General features: G+C 30.2%; 23 protein-coding genes and 2 tRNA genes. 8 read left to right on the forward strand and 17 right to left on the reverse strand.

Annotated elements, in window-relative coordinates:
• Complete coding sequence (gene xylB / locus P3U32_RS09125; protein ID WP_323702827.1) at positions 1 to 1,503, reverse strand: xylulokinase; 1,503 nt, start codon at positions 1,501 to 1,503, stop codon at positions 1 to 3.
• Between the two features lie 63 nt (positions 1,504 to 1,566).
• Positions 1,567 to 2,874, reverse strand: a complete 1,308-nt coding sequence (gene xylA, locus P3U32_RS09130) for a xylose isomerase (protein WP_323702828.1) — start codon at positions 2,872 to 2,874, stop codon at positions 1,567 to 1,569.
• 81 nt (positions 2,875 to 2,955) lie between these two features.
• Here xylA and P3U32_RS09135 point away from each other — a divergent pair, with 81 nt between their 5' ends.
• From P3U32_RS09135 to P3U32_RS09150, 4 genes are all read left to right on the forward strand, one after another.
• Positions 2,956 to 3,885: an AraC family transcriptional regulator gene (locus tag P3U32_RS09135; RefSeq protein ID WP_323702829.1), complete on the forward strand. Its 930-nt coding sequence runs from the start codon at positions 2,956 to 2,958 to the stop codon at positions 3,883 to 3,885.
• A 542-nt stretch (positions 3,886 to 4,427) separates the two neighbouring features.
• Entirely contained in the window at positions 4,428 to 5,075 is a 648-nt protein-coding gene (locus P3U32_RS09140) for a DUF4352 domain-containing protein (RefSeq protein ID WP_323702830.1), read from the forward strand.
• 33 nt (positions 5,076 to 5,108) lie between these two features.
• Positions 5,109 to 5,699, forward strand: coding sequence for a hypothetical protein (locus P3U32_RS09145; RefSeq protein WP_323702831.1), 591 nt, complete (start codon positions 5,109 to 5,111; stop codon positions 5,697 to 5,699).
• Between the two features lie 232 nt (positions 5,700 to 5,931).
• A complete protein-coding gene (locus P3U32_RS09150; RefSeq protein WP_323702832.1) occupies positions 5,932 to 6,522 on the forward strand; it encodes a hypothetical protein in 591 nt (196 codons plus the stop codon).
• Between the two features lie 121 nt (positions 6,523 to 6,643).
• On the opposite strand, the gene P3U32_RS09155 is transcribed toward P3U32_RS09150, so the two are convergent.
• The 3 genes from P3U32_RS09155 to P3U32_RS09165 all read right to left on the reverse strand — a co-directional run bounded on the left by P3U32_RS09155 (position 6,644) and on the right by P3U32_RS09165 (position 7,392).
• Complete coding sequence (locus tag P3U32_RS09155) at positions 6,644 to 6,838, reverse strand: LSm family protein (protein WP_323702833.1); 195 nt, start codon at positions 6,836 to 6,838, stop codon at positions 6,644 to 6,646.
• 82 nt (positions 6,839 to 6,920) lie between these two features.
• On the reverse strand, positions 6,921 to 7,115 hold the full coding sequence (locus P3U32_RS09160; RefSeq protein ID WP_323702834.1) for an LSM domain protein: 195 nt from the start codon (positions 7,113 to 7,115) through the stop codon (positions 6,921 to 6,923).
• 82 nt (positions 7,116 to 7,197) lie between these two features.
• Positions 7,198 to 7,392: an LSM domain protein gene (locus P3U32_RS09165; protein ID WP_323702835.1), complete on the reverse strand. Its 195-nt coding sequence runs from the start codon at positions 7,390 to 7,392 to the stop codon at positions 7,198 to 7,200.
• Between the two features lie 348 nt (positions 7,393 to 7,740).
• Between P3U32_RS09165 and P3U32_RS09170 the strand changes: the two genes are divergently transcribed.
• Entirely contained in the window at positions 7,741 to 7,950 is a 210-nt protein-coding gene (locus P3U32_RS09170) for a hypothetical protein (protein ID WP_323702836.1), read from the forward strand.
• 80 nt (positions 7,951 to 8,030) lie between these two features.
• Here the strand turns inward: P3U32_RS09170 and P3U32_RS09175 are convergent, their stop codons facing one another.
• From P3U32_RS09175 to P3U32_RS09200, 6 genes are all read right to left on the reverse strand, one after another.
• Positions 8,031 to 8,414: a hypothetical protein gene (locus P3U32_RS09175; protein ID WP_323702837.1), complete on the reverse strand. Its 384-nt coding sequence runs from the start codon at positions 8,412 to 8,414 to the stop codon at positions 8,031 to 8,033.
• 3 nt (positions 8,415 to 8,417) lie between these two features.
• On the reverse strand, positions 8,418 to 8,819 hold the full coding sequence (locus P3U32_RS09180; RefSeq protein WP_323702838.1) for a DUF6941 family protein: 402 nt from the start codon (positions 8,817 to 8,819) through the stop codon (positions 8,418 to 8,420).
• 411 nt (positions 8,820 to 9,230) lie between these two features.
• Positions 9,231 to 9,971 (reverse strand): SDR family NAD(P)-dependent oxidoreductase, encoded by a 741-nt coding sequence (locus P3U32_RS09185; RefSeq protein WP_323702839.1) that lies wholly within the window; start codon positions 9,969 to 9,971, stop codon positions 9,231 to 9,233.
• A 200-nt stretch (positions 9,972 to 10,171) separates the two neighbouring features.
• A tRNA-Ser gene (locus tag P3U32_RS09190) sits at positions 10,172 to 10,259 on the reverse strand.
• Position 10,260: 1 nt separating this feature from the next.
• Positions 10,261 to 10,335 (reverse strand) — tRNA-Asn (locus tag P3U32_RS09195).
• Positions 10,336 to 10,473: 138 nt separating this feature from the next.
• Positions 10,474 to 11,022 carry a competence protein ComK gene (locus tag P3U32_RS09200; RefSeq protein WP_323702840.1) on the reverse strand — a complete coding sequence of 183 codons (549 nt, stop codon included), beginning with the start codon at positions 11,020 to 11,022 and terminating at the stop codon, positions 10,474 to 10,476.
• A 379-nt stretch (positions 11,023 to 11,401) separates the two neighbouring features.
• Between P3U32_RS09200 and P3U32_RS09205 the strand changes: the two genes are divergently transcribed.
• Entirely contained in the window at positions 11,402 to 11,617 is a 216-nt protein-coding gene (locus tag P3U32_RS09205) for an IDEAL domain-containing protein (RefSeq protein WP_323702841.1), read from the forward strand.
• 68 nt (positions 11,618 to 11,685) lie between these two features.
• Here the strand turns inward: P3U32_RS09205 and P3U32_RS09210 are convergent, their stop codons facing one another.
• Positions 11,686 to 12,681, reverse strand: coding sequence for a lipoate--protein ligase (locus tag P3U32_RS09210; protein ID WP_323702842.1), 996 nt, complete (start codon positions 12,679 to 12,681; stop codon positions 11,686 to 11,688).
• A gap of 170 nt (positions 12,682 to 12,851) precedes the next feature.
• Between P3U32_RS09210 and P3U32_RS09215 the strand changes: the two genes are divergently transcribed.
• Positions 12,852 to 13,037, forward strand: a complete 186-nt coding sequence (locus P3U32_RS09215; RefSeq protein WP_323702843.1) for a YkvS family protein — start codon at positions 12,852 to 12,854, stop codon at positions 13,035 to 13,037.
• A 2-nt stretch (positions 13,038 to 13,039) separates the two neighbouring features.
• Positions 13,040 to 13,645, forward strand: a complete 606-nt coding sequence (locus tag P3U32_RS09220) for a CPBP family intramembrane glutamic endopeptidase (RefSeq protein ID WP_323702844.1) — start codon at positions 13,040 to 13,042, stop codon at positions 13,643 to 13,645.
• Between the two features lie 53 nt (positions 13,646 to 13,698).
• Here P3U32_RS09220 and P3U32_RS09225 read toward each other — a convergent pair whose 3' ends face one another.
• The 5 genes from P3U32_RS09225 to P3U32_RS09245 all read right to left on the reverse strand — a co-directional run bounded on the left by P3U32_RS09225 (position 13,699) and on the right by P3U32_RS09245 (position 19,818).
• Entirely contained in the window at positions 13,699 to 15,252 is a 1,554-nt protein-coding gene (locus P3U32_RS09225; RefSeq protein WP_323702845.1) for a flotillin family protein, read from the reverse strand.
• Positions 15,253 to 15,575: 323 nt separating this feature from the next.
• Positions 15,576 to 16,802 carry a YhgE/Pip domain-containing protein gene (locus P3U32_RS09230; RefSeq protein ID WP_323702846.1) on the reverse strand — a complete coding sequence of 409 codons (1,227 nt, stop codon included), beginning with the start codon at positions 16,800 to 16,802 and terminating at the stop codon, positions 15,576 to 15,578.
• A gap of 47 nt (positions 16,803 to 16,849) precedes the next feature.
• Positions 16,850 to 17,263 (reverse strand): Rrf2 family transcriptional regulator, encoded by a 414-nt coding sequence (locus P3U32_RS09235; RefSeq protein WP_323702847.1) that lies wholly within the window; start codon positions 17,261 to 17,263, stop codon positions 16,850 to 16,852.
• Between the two features lie 45 nt (positions 17,264 to 17,308).
• Positions 17,309 to 18,112, reverse strand: a complete 804-nt coding sequence (locus P3U32_RS09240; RefSeq protein WP_323702848.1) for an oxidoreductase — start codon at positions 18,110 to 18,112, stop codon at positions 17,309 to 17,311.
• A gap of 194 nt (positions 18,113 to 18,306) precedes the next feature.
• Entirely contained in the window at positions 18,307 to 19,818 is a 1,512-nt protein-coding gene (locus tag P3U32_RS09245) for a bifunctional metallophosphatase/5'-nucleotidase (protein WP_323702849.1), read from the reverse strand.
• Positions 19,819 to 19,828 lie beyond the last annotated feature (10 nt).

Here is a 19,828-nt window from a genome sequence, read left to right on the forward strand (position 1 = left end):
TTACTCGTATTTTATTATTGTTTGTAATGAATGACTCATATTTTTTGTCTGTGCATAAGCTGTTTTCCAAATTGAATAGACACGTTCATAATGTTCAACTGCTTTTTGATTAGGTGTAAATACTGCTGATTTATAATTCACCCATTCTTCAATCGCTTCATCTGCTGATACAAACCATCCTTGTCCAATCGCTGCAATCATACATGCACCTAACCCTGGACCTTGTTCTACTTCTAGTCGGATAATATTTTTATTGAAGATATCTGCTTGAATTTGCATCCAATCTGGATTTTTTGATCCTCCACCTACAGAAATCAAACGATCTATATGATCATCATTTAATTGGTTATAGATAACTTGGCTATCTTTCAAACTAAACGTGATTCCTTCTAATACCGCACGTGAAAAGTGTTTTAATTCATGATGTGTATCGATACCGATGAAACTACCACGTATTTGACTATCATAATGTGGAGAGCGTTCACCTACGATATAAGGTGTAAAGAGCAATCCTTCTGATCCAGGATTCACAGTATATATTTCATTTAATAATGCTGAAAAATCTTGCCCTTTCGCAAAAGTGTTTTTAAACCAATTCAATGAATTACCTGCCGCTAAAGTAACACCCATAGAATAATATTGATTCGGAATGACGTGATTAAAGAAATGTAATTGTCCTTTATAGTTTTTTACTTCTGGTTCAATTGCACTAAAGACGCCACTCGTACCAATAGACACAAGTCCAGTATCACTTGATAAACCAGCCCCAAGTGCAGCACATGCATTATCCGCACCACCAGCATAAACGTTCACATCGTTTGTTAAATTGAAACGTTCTTTAATATCTTCACGAACTTGACCCACTAATGCGAATGATTCTAGTAATTTAGGCAATTGATCGTTATCAATATCAAAGTGACTCGCCATTTCTTCAGACCACGTATTTGTCTCTCCATCTAATAAAAGTGTGCCTGCAGCATCACTAAATTCAGTGTAATAAACACCTGTAAACCAATGACCAAGAAAATCTTTAGGCATCATGATTTTTTTAACTTTGCTCCAAGTTTCTGGTTCATTTTTTTGTAACCACAGAATTTTAGGTAAAGTAAATCCTTCAAGCACTCTATTCTTCGTAATTTTAAATAAACGTTCACCTAGTTTATCTTCAATGACTTTACATTCATCAGTCGTACGAACATCATTCCATAATATTGCAGGATAGACAGGACGATGATCTTCTCCTAATACGACAAGTGAGTGCATTTGTCCTGAAAAGCTAATTGCTTCTAACTTTGAGCCAAAGTCTTTCACATCAATTGTTAATTGCGTTAATACTTTTTCACAAGCAAGTATCCAACAATCTGGATGCTGCTCTGCATATCCAACACTTGGCGTGTCTAAAGGATATTCACTACTACTTTCAGCAACAACTTCTCCGCTTCTGTTCATCAAAATACCTTTCAAACTACTTGTTCCTAAATCTATGCCTAATACGTAACTCATATTTTCACCTCTAAAAAAATCTAACTATCCAAATATCATTAGATAGTTAGATATATTTTTTGCTTAAACTAAGTAGTCATTAAATTTAGATTTAACTAATTCAATATGACTAGATTTAAGCTCTACATCATCTAAACTGAATGCATGTTCAGTCAATGAATCAAAGTCCTCTTTATCTTCTACGATACGCGCACCTATACCTGTTTTAAATGATGCATATCGTTCTGCAATCAAGTCTTCAAAGAAACGATCATTCATTAAGCGCTCTACAGATTTTAAAGCACGGGCATAAGTATCCATACCTGCAATATGTGCAAGAACTAAATCTTCCATCTCAAATGATGAACGACGTACTTTAGAATCAAAGTTAATTCCTCCTGGTTCTAATCCACCATTACGAACTACTTCTAACATTGCTAAAGTTGCAGCGTGAATGTCTGTAGGGAATTCATCTGTATCCCATCCTAATAACAAATCACCTTGGTTAGCATCGATTGAGCCAAGTGCATCATAGTTTCTTGCAACATTTAGTTCGTGTTCAAATGTATGCCCAGCTAACGTTGCATGGTTAGCTTCTAAATTCAATTTAAAATCATCTTCTAAATCATATTGCTTTATAAATGCAATTGTAGTCGCAGCATCAAAATCATATTGATGTTTTGAAGGTTCTTTCGGTTTAGGCTCTAATAAAAATTGAGGCTTATGACCAATTTTCTCAGCATATTTAACTGCCATTTTGAAAAATCGAGCAATGTTATCTTGTTCAAGTTTCATATCTGTATTCAGTAATGTTTCGTAACCTTCACGGCCACCCCAGAATACATAGTTTTTTCCACCTAATTTTTTAGAAAGATCTAAACCTTTTTTCACTTGTGCCGCTGCAAAAGCAAATATATCTGCATTATTCGTAGAAGCTGCTCCGTTGTTATATCGAGGATGTGTAAACATATTCGCTGTATTCCATAATAATTGAATACCTGTTTCATCCATTTTCTCTTTAATTAAGTCTGTAATAACATCCAAATTATCATAGAATTCTTGAAGTGAATTACCTTCAGGCGCAATATCTACATCATGAAAACAAAAATATTTAATACCCACTTTGTCCATAAATTCAAAGAATGCTTCAACACGATTTTTAGCTGTTTGCATCGGATCTTCATCAAACCAATTACGCGTATTAACTGCACTACCAAATGGATCAGACCCATCTTGTGTCATTGTATGCCAATATGCAGCAGCAAAACGTAAATGTTCTTTCATCGGTTTACCCAATACCTCTTCTTCAGTATTGTAATGTCTAAAAGCTAACGGATTGTCCGTATTAACACCTTCATATTTAATTTTTTCTATGTTTTCAAAATAAGCCATAGTTCATTCCTCCAAATATTATTATTTTTATTGTTTATATAAATGATTAAGTCTATATTTATTGATAAGAGGTGATTATCAATGAAAAGTGAATACGAATTAATTGAGCATCAAAAAATAAATGACATTAAAATATTTTTGATTGAAATCAATTATAGACGCCCACATTTACATACTGATTTAGAAATCATCTATGTAGTTGATGGTTCACTTACGGTAAATTTAGAAAATCAGCAGTTAGAAGTTAAAAAAGATCAATTCATCATTTTGAATACTTGCCAACTACACGAATTCATTTCAGATAGCACTGCCCAATTACTCATATTGCAATTCAATACAAAATCCATTGAGCATGTATTCCCCGAAATAAACGAAATCCTATTTGATAACCAACCTATCAATCCAAATCAATCACAGACACTTATGGATAACTTTATTTCAATGTGCTTTTTATATTTTCAAGAAAAAGATAATTTCCATCTATCATGTTACGGTTATGCAATCTTAGCGTTGAATGAACTGTTAAACATCGTACCTTACACACAAATTTCTAATAATGAACGGGATCGTTTGCTATCAAGAAATGAACGCATCACTAGAATTAGTCAGTTTATAAATCGTCATTATCATGAAAAGATTAGCCTAAGTGAATTAGCCGAGAATGAAAATTTAAGCACGGCCTATTTATCAAACTTTATAAAAACGCATTTTGGTTATACTTTTCAAGATTTAGTCAATTATGCACGATGTGAGAAAGCAAAATATTTACTAAGTAATACTAAAAATAATTTACTAACCATCAGCCAAACAAGCGGCTTTTCAGATGTACGATATTTAAATAAAACATTCAAAGAACTATTTGGCATGACACCACAACAATTTAGAAGCATTCAATCAGAAAATGAACTAACACCACAATCTATTGAAAGCCCTACATTAGATATACAAAACGTATTAACTAAAGATAGAAGTTTGGAAACATTAAAGAATCATTTTTCAGTTGAAAAGTAAGCGCTTACTCCATAAATAGAGAATACACTTAAATAAAAGCGCTTTCACACACTATCTTTATATTTGGAGACGACATTTTTAAGATAAAGAATAAGGCTAGGACAAAGTTGTCCTAGCCTTTTCGAATTTTAAATAAAAGATATCGTGCGATGGTTGTCGAAACGCACGATAACTCGGCACATACCCCCAACTCTTCGTGCGATTGATACTGAATCGCACTATTTCTCAGCTCTATATACTGCCTACCAATACACTTAGGAACTAAAAAAGGACAGTTAGGAACTATATAACATCATATAATCATTTTATATTATAATTTTTAAGTAATAAAAATATACTATTTTAATATATAAGATGAAAAAAGTTTATTTCATTTTTTAAATAGTATCTCTAATTTTAACTGTGTGTAGAATAGCTGATGAACAAATATTAAGGCTTAATTTGGAGATAACTCATTTAATATCAGATAATTTAGCAGTAAGATTTATACGCATTCTAAATTGAAGCGTTAAATATATAATTTTAATAAAGGTGAGGTAAAAATGAACAATGAAGAAATAAGCTCTAAAGAGTGGGAAGAATTTGAGAAGTACAAAAATAAAAAGAAATCTAACAAAAATAAATGGATTTGGGGTTGTAGTGGTTGCTTAGTTGTATTCATCATTTTAGCAATTATTTTTGGAGGTTGTGTTGCTTTAATTAGTGATAGCAATTCTAAATCTAGCCTTTCATCAAAGGTAAACAAGTATAAAACATATAAAGTTGGCGATTCTGCTAAAAATGGCGATTTAGAGGTCACTGTAAATTCAGTAGAAGTAGCAGACCAAGTGGGTCCTTCTTTAGCACCTACAAAAGCGAAAAACTCATTTGTAATTGCTGATATAACAATAAAAAATAACGGAACTAAAAGTCTTACTGTCGATGAAAATATGTTCAATATTAAATCAGGAGATAAGGTAGCGGACACTGATACCATGGGTTCACTTAGCGCAAGTCAAGGTGAAGGTGAAGGTTATTCAACAGATAAATCATTCTTATATCAAAAAATAAACCCAGACAGCACTATGGACGGAAAAATTGCATTTGATGTATCAGATAACATCGTAAATGATGATAAGAAAAAATTGATTATTAAATCAGCAATGTTTAGTACCAATAAAGTTATGTTTGATATGAACGATAACAACTAAGAAAAAAACATATGTATATAAGGAGATTTTTAAATGAAAAAGTTATTAGCAGTAACGTTAGTCGGAACTATATTATTAAGCTCATGTGGAAATATCACTAAAGATAACGATGAAAAGACACATAAAAATGAAACAAAAAGTAGTAAAAATGAAGATGGCGATTACAATAAAGAACTAAGAAAATACTTTAGAAAAGATATACCAACATTAGATCGTATGTTTAAATATATGTCTTCTCATCCAGATGAAGCAGCCAATCCTCAAGATACGATAGATGCATATAAACAATATGCGAAGGAAATTGACGATAATCTAAAAATTCATAAAGATAATCTAAAAAACTTTAAGGCTAATGGTAAAGAAAAAATCGTGGGTGATTATTTTATTACTCTAAATGAAGTTTTCTCAACATACCTTAAAGGAATAATAAAAGACTTAGAAAAAATTCAATCTGGTCAAGATACTAACCCTGAAGTTTATAAACACATGGGCAAGTTATCCGATAAGTTTAATGAGGGTACGAACAAAGTAGATGAAGAAAGCGAAAAAGTATCTGATTCTGAGTTGAAAAAAATCATTGGTAATGACTTATATAAAAAATACAACGATGCAATGAGTCAGTAAACATATGATCAAAGATCTATTCTCATTTTCTTAATAAACATAAAATAGAGTAAAGATACTAAAAGCGGCTGAGACATTACATTATGTCCCAGTCACTTTTTTGACACTTTCAATAAAAAAGCTTCTATCCTTTAAATTCTGCTACTACATTTTACAGACAATCTTTTAATGTCATCAGCACTATGGACGATAACATCTAAACAAATATAAATGATTATAAGGAGGTTATTAAATGAAAAAATTATTAGCTGTCACGTTAGTCGGAACTATATTGTTAGGTGCATGTGGACCTATCACTAAAGAAAACGATGAAAAGACACATAAAAATGAAACAAAAAAGAGTAAAAATGAAGATGGTGATTACAATAAAGAACTAAGAGAATTCTTAAGCAAAGATATACCTACAACAGATCGTATGTTTAACTATATGCTTTCTAGTTCTGATGAAACAGCTAAACCTCAAGTTGCGATAAAAAAATATAAACAATATTCGAAGGAATTTGACGATAACCTAAAAATTCATAAAAAGAATCTTAAAAATTTTAAGGCTAATAAAAACGAAAAAATAGTGGGAGATTTTTTCATTACCTTTAATGAAGCTAGCTCAACCCACCTTAAAGGATTAATAACAGACTTAGAAAAAATTCAATCTGGTCAAGCTACTGCATATGAACTTGTAGAACACATGTCAAACTTAGATAATAAGTTTACCGAAGATGTACTCAAAGCTAATAAAAAATTTAAAAAAATACCTAATTCTGAGCTTAAAAAAATCATTGGTAATGATTTATATAAAAAATTAGATCGTACATTAAATAAGTAAACAAATAAACATAAAGTCGAAAAGTGTAAAGAGCATAATGCTCTTTACACTTTTTTTGATAATTTCAATAAATAGGATTTCTACCATTTAAAGTCTGTCTGCTACCTTTATTTCCAGGTGTTTAATCTAGGATTTCAATAGATTTTATTTGGCTTTCATCAAAATCATATAATGATTTTCCGTCATCCAAGTTTATTGAATCCTCTCCAGATTCGTTTTCTACTTCATCATCGAAATTTGTAACTTTTCCAATAAATTCTCGTCCGTTAATTAACGTTACCAAAACATTTTTCCCAACGTAAGTCCATAGTTTCATCGCATATCTCCATCCCTTTTCTGAATAACGTGATTCCCTTAGAATAATTCCCACTCTTTATTAGATATTTTCATCTGATTGCTTAATCTAAGATTTCTATATATTTAATTTCACTTTCATCGATATCATATAAAGATTTTCCAACTTCCAAAATTATTGAATCTTCACCAGTTTCGTTATCTACTGCATCATCATAATGTGTAACTATTCCATTTAATTCTTCGCCGTCTTTAAACGTTATCATTACTTTTTTACCAATATACGTCCATAATTTCATCGTATATCCCCTTCCCGTTTCTGAATAACGTGATTCCCTTAGAATAATTCCCACTCTTTATTAGATGTTTTCATCTGATTGCTTAATCTAGGATTTCTATATATTTAATTTCGCTTTCATCGATATCATATGATGCTTTACCAACTTTAAAAATTATAGAATCTTCACCAGTTTCATTATCTACTGCATCATCATAATGTGTAACTATTCCATTTAATTCTTCTCCGTCTTTAAACGTTATCATTACTTTTTTACCAATATACGTCCATAATTTCATTGCATATCTTCCTCCCTTTTTTAAAAATGTGAGTACCGGTTTTTTACTATCAGTGAGTTTAATTAGCTATTTTTTAATAGTGTATAACTTTGTATTAATAACCCACTTAGTTTTTTCTATATTTTTCCAATATCATTTTACTACTTTCGCTAAAATTCGTCATCTCTTTTTTAACTGCAAATCGGTCTTTTTATTCTTATAAAACTGTATATTTATCTTTCGTTTTTCAAAGAATCTGCCTTCAATTTTACATCGCAATTAATCCATCATTGTATTTTCACTTTAAAAGAACGAGCATATATGAAATCATAGTTATACTAAAATGGTCATAAAAAGGAGTGATTACAAATGAAAAATTCAATCAAACCTTTGCTTTTACTTTCTCCATTTTATCTTTACTTTTTTATACAAGCCTTTTATGTAGTCATTTATAAAGAAAGCCCTATAGCTAGAGTAATGGCAGTCTTCAGTTTATTAATATTTACAGCTATGTTAACACTTTTCATACAAGCAATTTACTTTAAAAAGCATAATAATGGAGATGAAGAGGACAAATAAAAATTTATTAAACCTAATAAAACACCCCTAAAGTTGAACTTTTAGTTCGACTTTAGGGGTGTTCTTCAATCAAGATAGTATTAGTATATTCCTAATAATTTAGCACCTATACCAATGGCAGTTAAAATTAATCCTCCAGATGCAATGGCAGTACCTATGATCCACATAATCAATTCAACTTTTGCTTTATTTACATGCTTATCAATCTTGTCTTCAAAGATAATAGGAAGACTATCAATTTTAGAGTTAAGATTTTTAAAGTTATCATCAATTCTTTTTTCAAACTGCTCAAATTCTTTTCTTTCAATAAAATCACTCATTATAGACACCTCTTCATAAGTAGAATTTGGATTGAATTCGTAACTTCCACTTGCCCTTTTTAATTGCTTTGAATCAAATGTTTTTCTATCTTCTTTATTTTGAATATTAAAATGTTCTAGTCTAGTAATTTTGTTGTTTTTCATAATTTACGACACCAAATTCACATTAAAATTAGATTGGGCTTCAGTATTATCTATAGATAATTTAATAGTGTAAAGTCCTTCTTTTTGAAATTTAAAATTGTTGAAATTTGCATTCGATTCAAACACATTTTTTAATTGCTTCTCTGGATTATCTTGAATTAATTTTTGATGATCTATTGCAACATTAATATCAAAAATTATTTGTTCCTCTGGGTCTATAATTTTAAAATTTAAGTCATATTGTCTAAAATCTTCCAAATTAATTATCCCAAAAGATACATTAAAAGAAAAATTGTTTGGTAAAGCTTCCAAATCAATAAAAGATAAAGGTTTTTCAATAACTAAATCTCCTTGTTGATTATTCAATACACTAAGTGATGGTACTACCCAAGCGATCTTAACCATAACTCTTCCCTCTTTTCATTCTAATTAATTATATAATACATTAAAATTTAATTGTATAAAAGAAGAAAGTAGATACGAATTTATAAACGTCTTTAAAATACCAAATCAACTTTATTGGGAATTTATTTAACATCTAAAAGCGTCTGCAGGAGCAACAAACTGTGTTCAATTTATGAAGCAAAGTCATTTGGAATAAAATCATCAAAACATAAAAGTACTAAATTTTGTGATTTAACGTCAATTATTATAACGAAGAGTGAGGAATATTAGAAACCTCTTAATACAAGTGTTTAAGCCATTTCGTTAGCGTTATGTTGGCAAAAAACCCACCTATTCATTTAGGTGGGGTTAAAGTGATATTTTTCTAACAGTAACGTTTATGAAAAGCACAAAATTCTTAATCGTTTTAAATTACCAAGGTACAACTCCATCAATGTTTGTAAAAGTGATATTTTTATTTTTTCCATCTTGTTCTACTAATTCAACAACTCTTTTTATACCTACATCAATTGAACGTGCTCCCATTTTTTTAGCTGTTTCTGGATCTAATCCTCCAAATTCAGTGGCTACCATTCCAGGATCAACTAAATCTACACTGATATCATAGCCTTCTTTTTCTAATTCTTTTGATAACTGAATTGAATACATGTTTAATGCAGCTTTTGATGATTGATACCCAGCAACACTTGCATTATATACAATTGAATCTTTATCTAAAGCTGAAGTAAGAGATCCCATCATACTAGACATATTAATAATTTTTGCTTCTTTCTCTTTTTGAAGTAATGGTAATAATGCTGAAGTTACATTAATAACACCAAATACATTAACTTCAAATTCCTTTTTCACTTTAGTGACATCAAGTTTAGATGGACTAGAAGCTTCTAAAGCTATACCTGCATTATTAATTAAAATATCTAAAGCGTTTATTTCTTGAGCTGCATTTTCCACAGAATTTATATCAGTAACGTCTAGTTGAACTGTATCAACAGACAAGCCTTTTGACTCTAATTCTTTCACAATAGATTGACCATCTTGTAGATTTCTTGCACCTAATATTACATGATAGCCTTTCTCTGCTAATACTTTTGAAATTTCTTTTCCCATTCCTCTAGTTGCACCTGTTACTAGCACTTTCTTTTGATTAGCCATATTTTAAAAGCCCCTCTTCATATTAAAGTTACAAGCATTTAATAAATTCCCTTTTGAAATAAGTATAAACTTTCTCGATACATCGACTTTCCACCTAGAAATCTATTATGTAGCATTTGTGTATTCATTTGTTCATAAAAAAACACCAAAACCTATAATATCAAGGTTTCGGTGTTTCAAAAATGCTTTAATTATTATAACGGAGATGGAGGGATTCGAACCCTCGCGCCGCAGAACGACCTACACCCTTAGCAGGGGCGCCTCTTCAGCCAACTTGAGTACATCTCCATGGCTCCACAGGTAGGACTCGAACCTACGACCGATCGGTTAACAGCCGATAGCTCTACCACTGAGCTACTGTGGATTAATATGATTTATATCAAGCACAAATACTATTATATCAACCCTATTAATATTTTCAAGAGAAAACTCAAAAAAATTAACGGAACATTTACACTTTACTTGCACTTGTTCCATTAATGTTCAATTTTCCTGATTATATTTAATCGTTCGGATACATTTTCATTACATCCATTATATTATAACCTTCTTGTGAGTGATCTATATTAGGACCATTCAGTTTTTTAATGAATAAATTTTTTCTATGATTGGAAAAGAATAAGTCAGTGCATTTTAAATATTGTTGTCGCACGATGTGATAAGAAATTGGAAATGTGAGAGTTTGGTCTTGCTCTAGTAGTATTTTTGTTTTGTTGCCTTTGAGTTTTTTGAGGTGTTGTACATAAAGAATATTAATCCAAGTATTATCAGGTGTTCTTTCGGATTGTGTGCAGAAGAAATAAGTAGATGTAAATGGAGATACTAAAATGGGTTGTTTGCTTGTTGATCCTATGAGTCGATTTGTAAATAATTTTCGTTCTTGAAAATGTTCTCCGTAAAATCGACACGATTGATTCATAATTTCTTGAGGTTTCTGTTCAATAATGTAGGGTTGTTTCCCCACTTCTAAAACTTCAGTGTGAACAAGATGATCATTCACTTTAATTCCTTTTAAATAGATTGTTGATTGCTTAATGATGAATTTGGTCATTCAACATGCCTCCTTTTTGATATTCTATTTTTCACTTTTTATATTTATCTACATATAATATAGTGCAATTCTATTTTTAAGTCAATGTTTTTTACAAGTATTTCTATTTGTTTTTTATAAAAATGGATCCCCTCTTTTTGGTCATTTTTCTTTCATAATTAATTTGATTTTTAACAATATCTCTGTAAAGTAAATTTTAAATGTTCTGCTGAGCATTATTATTTGAAAATTATAAATACTAAATTATAATAGACTTATAAAGTTAGATTATTTTTAATATCTAAATAAGCATAACTTTTTTAAAATTTTCTGAATATTCATTGCATTTAGAAAATAAATACGCTATAATTTTAACAAATAAATAAGGGGGTTGTTCAAAATGAAACCATATTCACAAGTTAAACATCAAAGCTTAGAAACGTTTGTTAATAACTTAAATGACTTATCTGTTGAACTTGTCATCGACTCTGCTTTACGAGAAAACCGTAAACGTGAATTATCCGTTCTAATAGATGAATCACTCGCAAATCGTAATCAAACTTTATTTGAACAATACAGTGAAGAATTAATACAGTTGGAGGATTTGCAATCGTGAGTTGTCATTTAAAATTTAACACATAGAAAGAGACTACTTTTGAAAACAATCAAAAATAGTCTCTTTTTTTATAGCATTAATTTAATTAATTCTTCTTTATCAATATCACCAAAGTAATGATACGTATCAATATCCGCTAATGCTTCAGTCAAATATTGTTTCTGATGTTGTACACCAACAATTGCTGATTCAATATCTTTAACGTCCCCTACACCAAAGAAGTCTCCAAATATTGCAGCGTGTTCTATAATTCCTTTTTTAACGTCTAATTTAATTTGTACTAACCCTTTTTCAAACTTGTGGCTTCTTTCAAAATTATATTTTGGATTTTTACCATAATTCCATTCCCACTTCTGATATTTATTTTTACTGAGTTCATTAATATTATCCCAGTCTTCTTGTGTAAGATGGTATTCTTCTACTTCTTCACTACCCTCTTGTTTAAAAATAGAAGTAAGTATATGTTGTTTGAACGTTTCGATATCCATTGGTTCGTCTAAAAATTCTTGTATGTTCGCAACTCTAGATCGAATAGATTTAATACCTTTTGATTTAATTTTAGCTTCATTTACTCTCAAAGCATTTACTACTTCTTCAATTTCACTATTCAACATCAATGTACCATGAGAGAACATTCTATCTTTTTGTTTCACCATTGCATTCCCAGAAATTTTTCTGTCCCCGACTTGTATATCATTACGTCCAGAAATTTGAGCATTTACACCCATTGCGTTAAGTGCATCTACAATTGGTTGTGTAAATTTCGCGAAATTATGAAAGCTATCTTCATCATCTTTCGTTACAAAACTAAAATTCAAATTTCCTAAATCGTGATACACCGCACCTCCACCAGAAATTCTTCTGACGACTTTTATATTATGCTCTTCAACATAAGCTTGATTCACTTCTTCAATCGTATTTTGATTTTTACCAACGATGATTGAAGGTTGATTAATATAAAACAAGAAATAACTATCATCTTTCGGTAATGAAGTTAGTACATATTCTTCCATTGCTAAATTAATCATTGGATCATTTATCCCATTATTACTAACAAATTTCATTTTTTTATCCTCCTTATTTTCCCCTAAATGCCTTATTTTTATCTTACCATATGTTTAATTCATTATATGTAAGATATGTTTGTGCTAAAATAGAGACAACATGCATTTATACTTTAATAAGTTCCAGTAATTTAGTATAATGTTTCATAGTATTATTTAGGAGGAATAACATGACAGTTGCAGAAGTTGGAAATATTATTGAATTTCAAGATGGATTAAAAGGCCGCGTAGAAAAAATTAATGAAAATTCAGTTATCGTTGACCTAACAATTATGGATAACTTTGAAAGTTTAGAGTTACCTGAAAAAACGGTCGTGAATCATAAACGCTATACTATAATTTCTGAAGAGGGATAATAGTGAAAAATCAAATTAATGCTCAATTAATATGGTTCATTTCTAGTTTTGTATTTTTCCACCTTATATTATTTTTAATGCAAGGTGAAAAAGAAGTATTTTGGTATTTATATACAGGCATCATGTTGATTGCAGGTATAAGCTATATTTTTTATCAACGCGACATTAAATCTAAACGGTTACTACAATCTATAGGTTATGGTTTAATTGGTGCAATCTTAATGGTTATTCTACAACTTTTGTTATCACAAGTTTATAGTGGGCTTTCTTATGCATCATTATTAAAAGAACTCATGTATGCTGGTGTGTTTTATAAATGGCAAATGCTTGTAACGATTGTAATCGCTATACCGTGTCATGAACTATATATTAGAACGATTCTACAAAATCAACTACAAATGAAATTTTCACAACCGGTTATAGCAATTGTTGTTAGTGCATTAGCATCAAGTTCATTGTTTTTATATTTAGATAATATAGCTATTTTTATTTTTATATTTTTAGCACAATTAATATTATCTACTTTGTTCTACTATACAAAGAGAATAGTGACTTCTTATATTGCCCAAGTTGCAGCAATTATTATACTTGTTATTATTTTTAGCTAAATTTAAAAACAGAAAGCATTCAATCATCTGATTGAATGCTTTCTGTTTTTTTATTATTTTTCTGTTTGATCGTTTACATTAGTAGTTTCAGATACATCTTCTGTTTTTTCTTGTGCTACTACTTGTTCTGTCTCTTCTAATTCGTCTGTCTTTACTTCTGATTCTGCTTCATTTGCAAGTTCACTATCGTCATTAGCAGTCTCATTTTGTTCAAAAGCATATGTTTTCTTTTGATTAGAGACGTTTTCAAGCATCTTAGTTAAATTAAATCCTGTCATTTGATTTAATCCTTCTTCAGCATTTGCCATTTGAGAAATAATGCCGTTTGCTAATGAATTGATACCTTGTCCATTGCCACCGTCAAGAATACGGATATTCTCAACATTTGATAATGGTTCTGCAATTGCTTTCGCAAATTCTGGTAACGTTTGAATCATCATTTCAGCTAACATCACATCTTTATTTTCAGAAAGTGCTTTTGCTCTTTCTCTTAAACCATCTGCTTTAGCTTTTTCTTGTTCTCTAATAACTTCCGCTTCGGCTTTACCTTCTTTGATACGTGCTTCATAAGATGCTTCAGCTTGTTTAATTTTAATGGCTGCATCTGTTTCAGATTGTTGACGACGTACATCATCTTTCTGACGTTGAATGCGAACATCGTTTTCACGTTCCATTTGAATTAAGTGTAATTCATTTTCTTTTTCAGTACGTTCTACACTCAATTGCTTTTCTTTAATTTCTAATGCTCTAGACTCACGCTCTAACTGACCAGAAGCTTCAGCTTGTGCTTTCGCTTTGTTTGTTTCACTTAAAATAGATTGCTCTTTTAAATCTTTTTCTCTACGAGAGTCAGCAACATTCATTTCACGAGAAATCTTTTCTTTCTCCGTTAATTCAGTGTTTTCTGCGATTTTCATCTCAGTTTCTCTTAAAGCATCACTTTCAGCAATATCTGCTTTTTTCTTAATTTTAGCGATCTCAGGTTTCCCTAGATTTTCTAAGTAACCTTCATTATCACTTATATCAGATAACCCTAGAGATGTAATCGTAAAGCCCATATTATTAAGTTGTTCTTGAGCAACTTCTGTTACTTTGTTATTAAACGCTTCTCTATCTGAGTTAATTTCTTCGACAGTCATTTTAGATAAGATTGCACGTAAGTTAGTATTTAATACTTGTGATATTTCATCAGACACTTCGTCTTTTGATTTACCTAAGAATTGTTCAGCATACTTCACGATGCCTTTTAACTGATCGGCAACTTTAACCGTTGCTACTGCTTCTGCCTCAATACCTACGCCTGCTTTAGTCCAGACAACAGGTGTTTTAATTTCTAATTGAAATGATTTTAAAGAAATACGTGTTGATGATTGGAACATCTTCATTCTATAGCCGCCACCACGTACGACTCTCATATGACGTCCTTCATCATCTTGATACACATTGGATTCTGTTTTTGGGTCCCCAATATTTGGACCTGTAATAATTAAAGCTTCATTTGAAGGCACTGTTTTAAAACGCGCTTTCATGTAAAGGTACCATACTAATGATCCCAATAAGACTAGGCCTATTATGACCGCAATAATGATTAAAATTAATAAATTCATCTTCGTTTCTCCTTACCTATGTATAATTAAATGAATATTTACTTAAATTATTTTATTATAAATTCAACATTAAGTATATAGCATAATACATTTATTTTAGTAAATGTATTAATTCTTTTTACCTATCATTAATTTTTACTATTATTTTAAAAACTATATATGCTACTAAGTGTAAATTTAAACTCTATAAGATATTTTGAATGTTTAATTTTATTCTTTTGTCTGATAACTAAAAATAGCTATAAAGAAATCTAATGTTCTAGATTTCTTTATAGCTATTTTGTATCATTCATATAATTTTATATCTCATAAATACTTCAACATTATTTAAATTCCATTGCAAATGGAAGTTTATCTTTACCGTTGAACCATTTTAAAACTAGAAATTGTAACAGTGCCATCACTATAATAATTCCAATAACTACGGATATTGCTACTCCATAACTATAATGTCCTGCATTTGTAAACATTGCTTCTCTAAACCCTTGAATTACATATGACATTGGTGATAATGGATTAATTAATTGGAAGAACTTCGGTGAAAGTTCGATTGGAAACATTCCTTCACTTGAACTCAATTGAAATACGAGTAAGATCATTGATAAAAATAGTCCTATTCTATCCAATAATAAGCCTAAGAACGATGTAATAGAAATAGCAGCAATCCCCCATAATATACTCATTACAATAAATTGCGCTATATGATCAATATGTATTTGAAACACAAATATGACCAAAATATTCATTAAAATAGCAGCTAATGTACCTTCTACTATATAAAACATAAATTTACCAAGCGTTTGCTTTATTACTGGTGTATCTCTATTAATTGTTTTTCTAAATGGATAAATTGCACAAATAGAAATTGCTACAACAAAGAGGCTTACGCCAGCCATATAAGGAACGATACTCTCCCCATAATAATCAATATTCGTCGGGTTATTTTCAGTTACTTTAGTAGCATTATTCAGAACCATTTCATTATTTTTATCAAAATTCATACCTTTTTGTTGAGTCGTTGTTTGACTCGATTTTGACTTATTAACATTATTAAATATTTCAGTTAAATATTTTGTACGTATATTTTGATTAATTGATTCTATTACAATATCAAGCGCCTTTTTAGAAGTTTGACTTCCAATATAACTAGCACCCGGATTAACTTGTGTTTCTATATTAATTTTTTTGGGATCCTTACTTAATATAGTTAATGCATTTTTCGAAGTATCTTCAGGAATAATAATCGTTCCTGATGATTCCCCAGATTTAAGTCGCTTTAATGCTTCTTTTTCATTTATACTTTGAAAATCAAAAGTATTTTTATCTTTTAATTTGTTAACTAAGTCATCACCTATAGAAATTGTTTTACCATTGGTATCTATTGATTTATCGTGATTGACGACAGAAATTTTTAAATCTTTCGTTCTATCATATGGATTAAAAACCGATCCTACAAACATCGCGACGTATATTGCTGAGACTAGTGATATTGATATCAATGAAATCATTAGCTTTCTATTTTTAAATATGAACTTAAATTCATTTAACATATGAATAATTTCCTCCTGAATTTTCACATAACTATAGATCTCTCGACCTATTTACATTTACTAATTTCATTTATAATATCTGCTAGTGTTTTATTTTTTAAATAAATATAAAACTGATCTTCTATATTATCAAAAGTAGGTATCAACACATTTTCAATATGTTTTCCTACAGGACAATTTTGATTCGCTTCAGTATGAACATCTAGTAATTTTTTATTTTTATTGTTCACAGCTAAATAAATATCAAGTAAATTTAGTTCCTCTTTAGGTACATTTAAAATAATTCCACTTTTGCCTTGATAAGTCTTAATAATATCTGCTTTCTTTAACAGTGAGACTATTTTTCTTATATAACTTGAATTGGTTTTAACACTATTTGCAATATCTTCTGAATTGATATTTGGTGAGTACTTTGAAACCATAACTAAAGTATGAATTGCGACAGAAAACTTTGAATCCATGTAATTACTCCTTCATTTTTTATTAATCATATTTACTTAGTTAAACTATATTTTTGAAATAATTTTATCAAAAATACGTGTTGGTATAATTGTATTTAGGAAAATAAAAAATTTTGCTCCTCTTCCAACAACATATCTCACTTTAGGTTGCTTTTTATTAACTACATTGGCAATCGCCTTTGATACGACTTGTGGTTTAGACAATAAGTTAGATGTATAAAGCTTTTTCATTCTATTTGACGATTTTAGTGCTTGTTTCTCATATGCACTCCCTTGAGCAGAATCGGCTAATTTATTTGCAGCAATAATACCCCAGTCAGTTTTAATTGGTCCTGGTTCGATAACGGTTACTTCTATACCATATTGTTTAGTTTCCAATCTCAATGTATCATTCAAAGCTTCAACTGCATATTTAGTCGCATGATACCAACCACCAAATGAAGCTGTAAACCTTCCATAAATAGATGAAATATTAATAATATGTCCATCATTTTGTTTTCTCATAACTGGTATTATTTTTTGAGTTAAACTCGCTAATCCAAAAACATTTACGTCAAATTGATTTCTGGCTTCTGTTAAAGACACATCTTCTATTGATCCATAAGATCCATAGCCCGCATTATTAATTAATACATCAATTCTATCTTGTTCACTTATAACCTTATTTACTGCAGATTCAATTGACTTTTCATCTGTAATATCTAAATATAATGATTTTATATTATTTAAGGACTCCAACTTTTCTAAATTTCTACCTGCTGCATACACAATATGACCTTGTGTAGCTAATAATTTAGCCGTTTCAAGTCCAATTCCATTTGTTGCACCAGTAATTAAAATAACTTTCATACTTTCTTCCTCCTAGTTAACATGTACATGTATTAAGCGCAAGTACATGTTGTCTAAAAAATATATTCAAATAACTTGTATTCACTTAAGATACATGTAATTCTAATACCGATATATCAATATGTCAATAAAAATATCGGCAAAGTCTAAGACTTTGCCGATTGGCTAAAGATTATCTATATAGAAAAGCACTTTTATTTAACTTCAAATTCATAATCTAGGTCTATCTTCCCTTTTTTCTCTCCAATTTCATCAATCATATATTCAATTACAGTCTTCTTAGACATTTCATACGTAGATTCTTCGATAATTTTATTCACGTGTCTAAATATATAATCAGTCATAATGACATCATACTTCTGATCCATTTCTACTTGTTCTAGTTGCACTCTATTACCAACGGGTTTATTGAGATCAATGGTATATTTAAATCCTTTCCAAATAGTCATCAATGTTGGTTCTAATATATCTTCATTATAAATGATAGATTCATTTTCTTTCGACAAAGCTGTTGCTGTTCTCTCTATGATGCGCTTAATTTCTTTACCACTTAATTTAATGTGTATTGGTTTATCCGTATGGACATAAGCATTATAAACATCTTTCACATGCAACACGCCTCTCAATCCTTGACCAGTAGGATTCCCAATATGCGCACAAACAAAACTTTCTCCTGAAAATGCATGCGCCATACTATTTTGGATACACGCCATAAATCGATGTGGTTTCGTAAATATATCTGTAAATTCTTTATAATTCAATACAACTGGACTATCTACGACACATTGCTCAGACCAATGTTGAACTGCCTTTTGATCAAAATGTGTAAGTTCTAATAAATCTCTATCTTCTGGATAACTTGAAATTTCAACATGTTTAATTGAAGTATCCACGATTTCGACAGAGTTTGTTCTTTTTCTAAATTGTATAGACATATCCACTATATTTGTAGCATCTTTACCAGGTTGTATAAATTGCGTTTCTGCGACTTTTAAATCTACATTATGCTCTTGATGCCCAGTAATAATCACATTAACGCCTTCTGTACTTTTAATCATATTTTCCGCGTTATTACTATAGTATGATCTGTAATTATTTTTATCTGTATATGTGTTTAAACCACCATGATACAACATAATTAAGAAGTCAGGACTTTCTTTCTCATGTAAATATCTTACCCAACGTTTAGCTGAGGTCATTGATTCACCAACGACGACTTCATCTTCAAACTCGACGTTTTTATTTTCCATTAGTCCACTGGATGTAAATCCAATAATACCGATTTTAATACCATCTATATATTTCACAGTGTATGGCGTTGTAAAATACGGTTCTCTCGTCTTACTATGTTCTATATTTGCTGCTAGCCATGGAAATCGACTTAATGCTATAGATTTATTTAAGAAGTCTAAGCCAAAATTAAATTCATCCGGGCTCACACCACTCGCATCGAATTGCATGTCATTCATTATTTTAATCATGGGATTTCTTTTATATGGCGCAATTTGTGCATAATAAAATGCAAACATTGACCCAGACAACATCCCTCCATTATCTAATAAGAGTACATGATGATTTGCTTTACGTTTATGTTTAACATAAGTAGCCATCTTTAAGATGTTACCACTAATACCACTCTTACCTATCTGACCGTGTAAATCAGAAGTTGCTAATAAATCAATTGTCACGAGTTCATTTGTCTTCAAAGTTTAACCC

The organism is Mammaliicoccus sp. Dog046 (assembly GCF_034039665.1).
Lineage (GTDB): Bacteria > Bacillota > Bacilli > Staphylococcales > Staphylococcaceae > Mammaliicoccus.

Bases quoted from the DNA above. Each gene is read 5' to 3' on its own strand.
- xylB (WP_323702827.1), bottom strand. From the start codon at position 1,503: ATGAGTTACGTATTAGGCATAGATTTAGGAACAAGTAGTTTGAAAGGT.
- xylA (WP_323702828.1), bottom strand. From the start codon at position 2,874: ATGGCTTATTTTGAAAACATAGAAAAAATTAAATATGAAGGTGTTAAT.
- P3U32_RS09135 (WP_323702829.1), top strand. From the start codon at position 2,956: ATGAAAAGTGAATACGAATTAATTGAGCATCAAAAAATAAATGACATT.
- P3U32_RS09140 (WP_323702830.1), top strand. From the start codon at position 4,428: ATGAACAATGAAGAAATAAGCTCTAAAGAGTGGGAAGAATTTGAGAAG.
- P3U32_RS09145 (WP_323702831.1), top strand. From the start codon at position 5,109: ATGAAAAAGTTATTAGCAGTAACGTTAGTCGGAACTATATTATTAAGC.
- P3U32_RS09150 (WP_323702832.1), top strand. From the start codon at position 5,932: ATGAAAAAATTATTAGCTGTCACGTTAGTCGGAACTATATTGTTAGGT.
- P3U32_RS09155 (WP_323702833.1), bottom strand. From the start codon at position 6,838: ATGAAACTATGGACTTACGTTGGGAAAAATGTTTTGGTAACGTTAATT.
- P3U32_RS09160 (WP_323702834.1), bottom strand. From the start codon at position 7,115: ATGAAATTATGGACGTATATTGGTAAAAAAGTAATGATAACGTTTAAA.
- P3U32_RS09165 (WP_323702835.1), bottom strand. From the start codon at position 7,392: ATGAAATTATGGACGTATATTGGTAAAAAAGTAATGATAACGTTTAAA.
- P3U32_RS09170 (WP_323702836.1), top strand. From the start codon at position 7,741: ATGAAAAATTCAATCAAACCTTTGCTTTTACTTTCTCCATTTTATCTT.
- P3U32_RS09175 (WP_323702837.1), bottom strand. From the start codon at position 8,414: ATGAAAAACAACAAAATTACTAGACTAGAACATTTTAATATTCAAAAT.
- P3U32_RS09180 (WP_323702838.1), bottom strand. From the start codon at position 8,819: ATGGTTAAGATCGCTTGGGTAGTACCATCACTTAGTGTATTGAATAAT.
- P3U32_RS09185 (WP_323702839.1), bottom strand. From the start codon at position 9,971: ATGGCTAATCAAAAGAAAGTGCTAGTAACAGGTGCAACTAGAGGAATG.
- P3U32_RS09200 (WP_323702840.1), bottom strand. From the start codon at position 11,022: ATGACCAAATTCATCATTAAGCAATCAACAATCTATTTAAAAGGAATT.
- P3U32_RS09205 (WP_323702841.1), top strand. From the start codon at position 11,402: ATGAAACCATATTCACAAGTTAAACATCAAAGCTTAGAAACGTTTGTT.
- P3U32_RS09210 (WP_323702842.1), bottom strand. From the start codon at position 12,681: ATGAAATTTGTTAGTAATAATGGGATAAATGATCCAATGATTAATTTA.
- P3U32_RS09215 (WP_323702843.1), top strand. From the start codon at position 12,852: ATGACAGTTGCAGAAGTTGGAAATATTATTGAATTTCAAGATGGATTA.
- P3U32_RS09225 (WP_323702845.1), bottom strand. From the start codon at position 15,252: ATGAATTTATTAATTTTAATCATTATTGCGGTCATAATAGGCCTAGTC.
- P3U32_RS09230 (WP_323702846.1), bottom strand. From the start codon at position 16,802: ATGTTAAATGAATTTAAGTTCATATTTAAAAATAGAAAGCTAATGATT.
- P3U32_RS09235 (WP_323702847.1), bottom strand. From the start codon at position 17,263: ATGGATTCAAAGTTTTCTGTCGCAATTCATACTTTAGTTATGGTTTCA.
- P3U32_RS09240 (WP_323702848.1), bottom strand. From the start codon at position 18,112: ATGAAAGTTATTTTAATTACTGGTGCAACAAATGGAATTGGACTTGAA.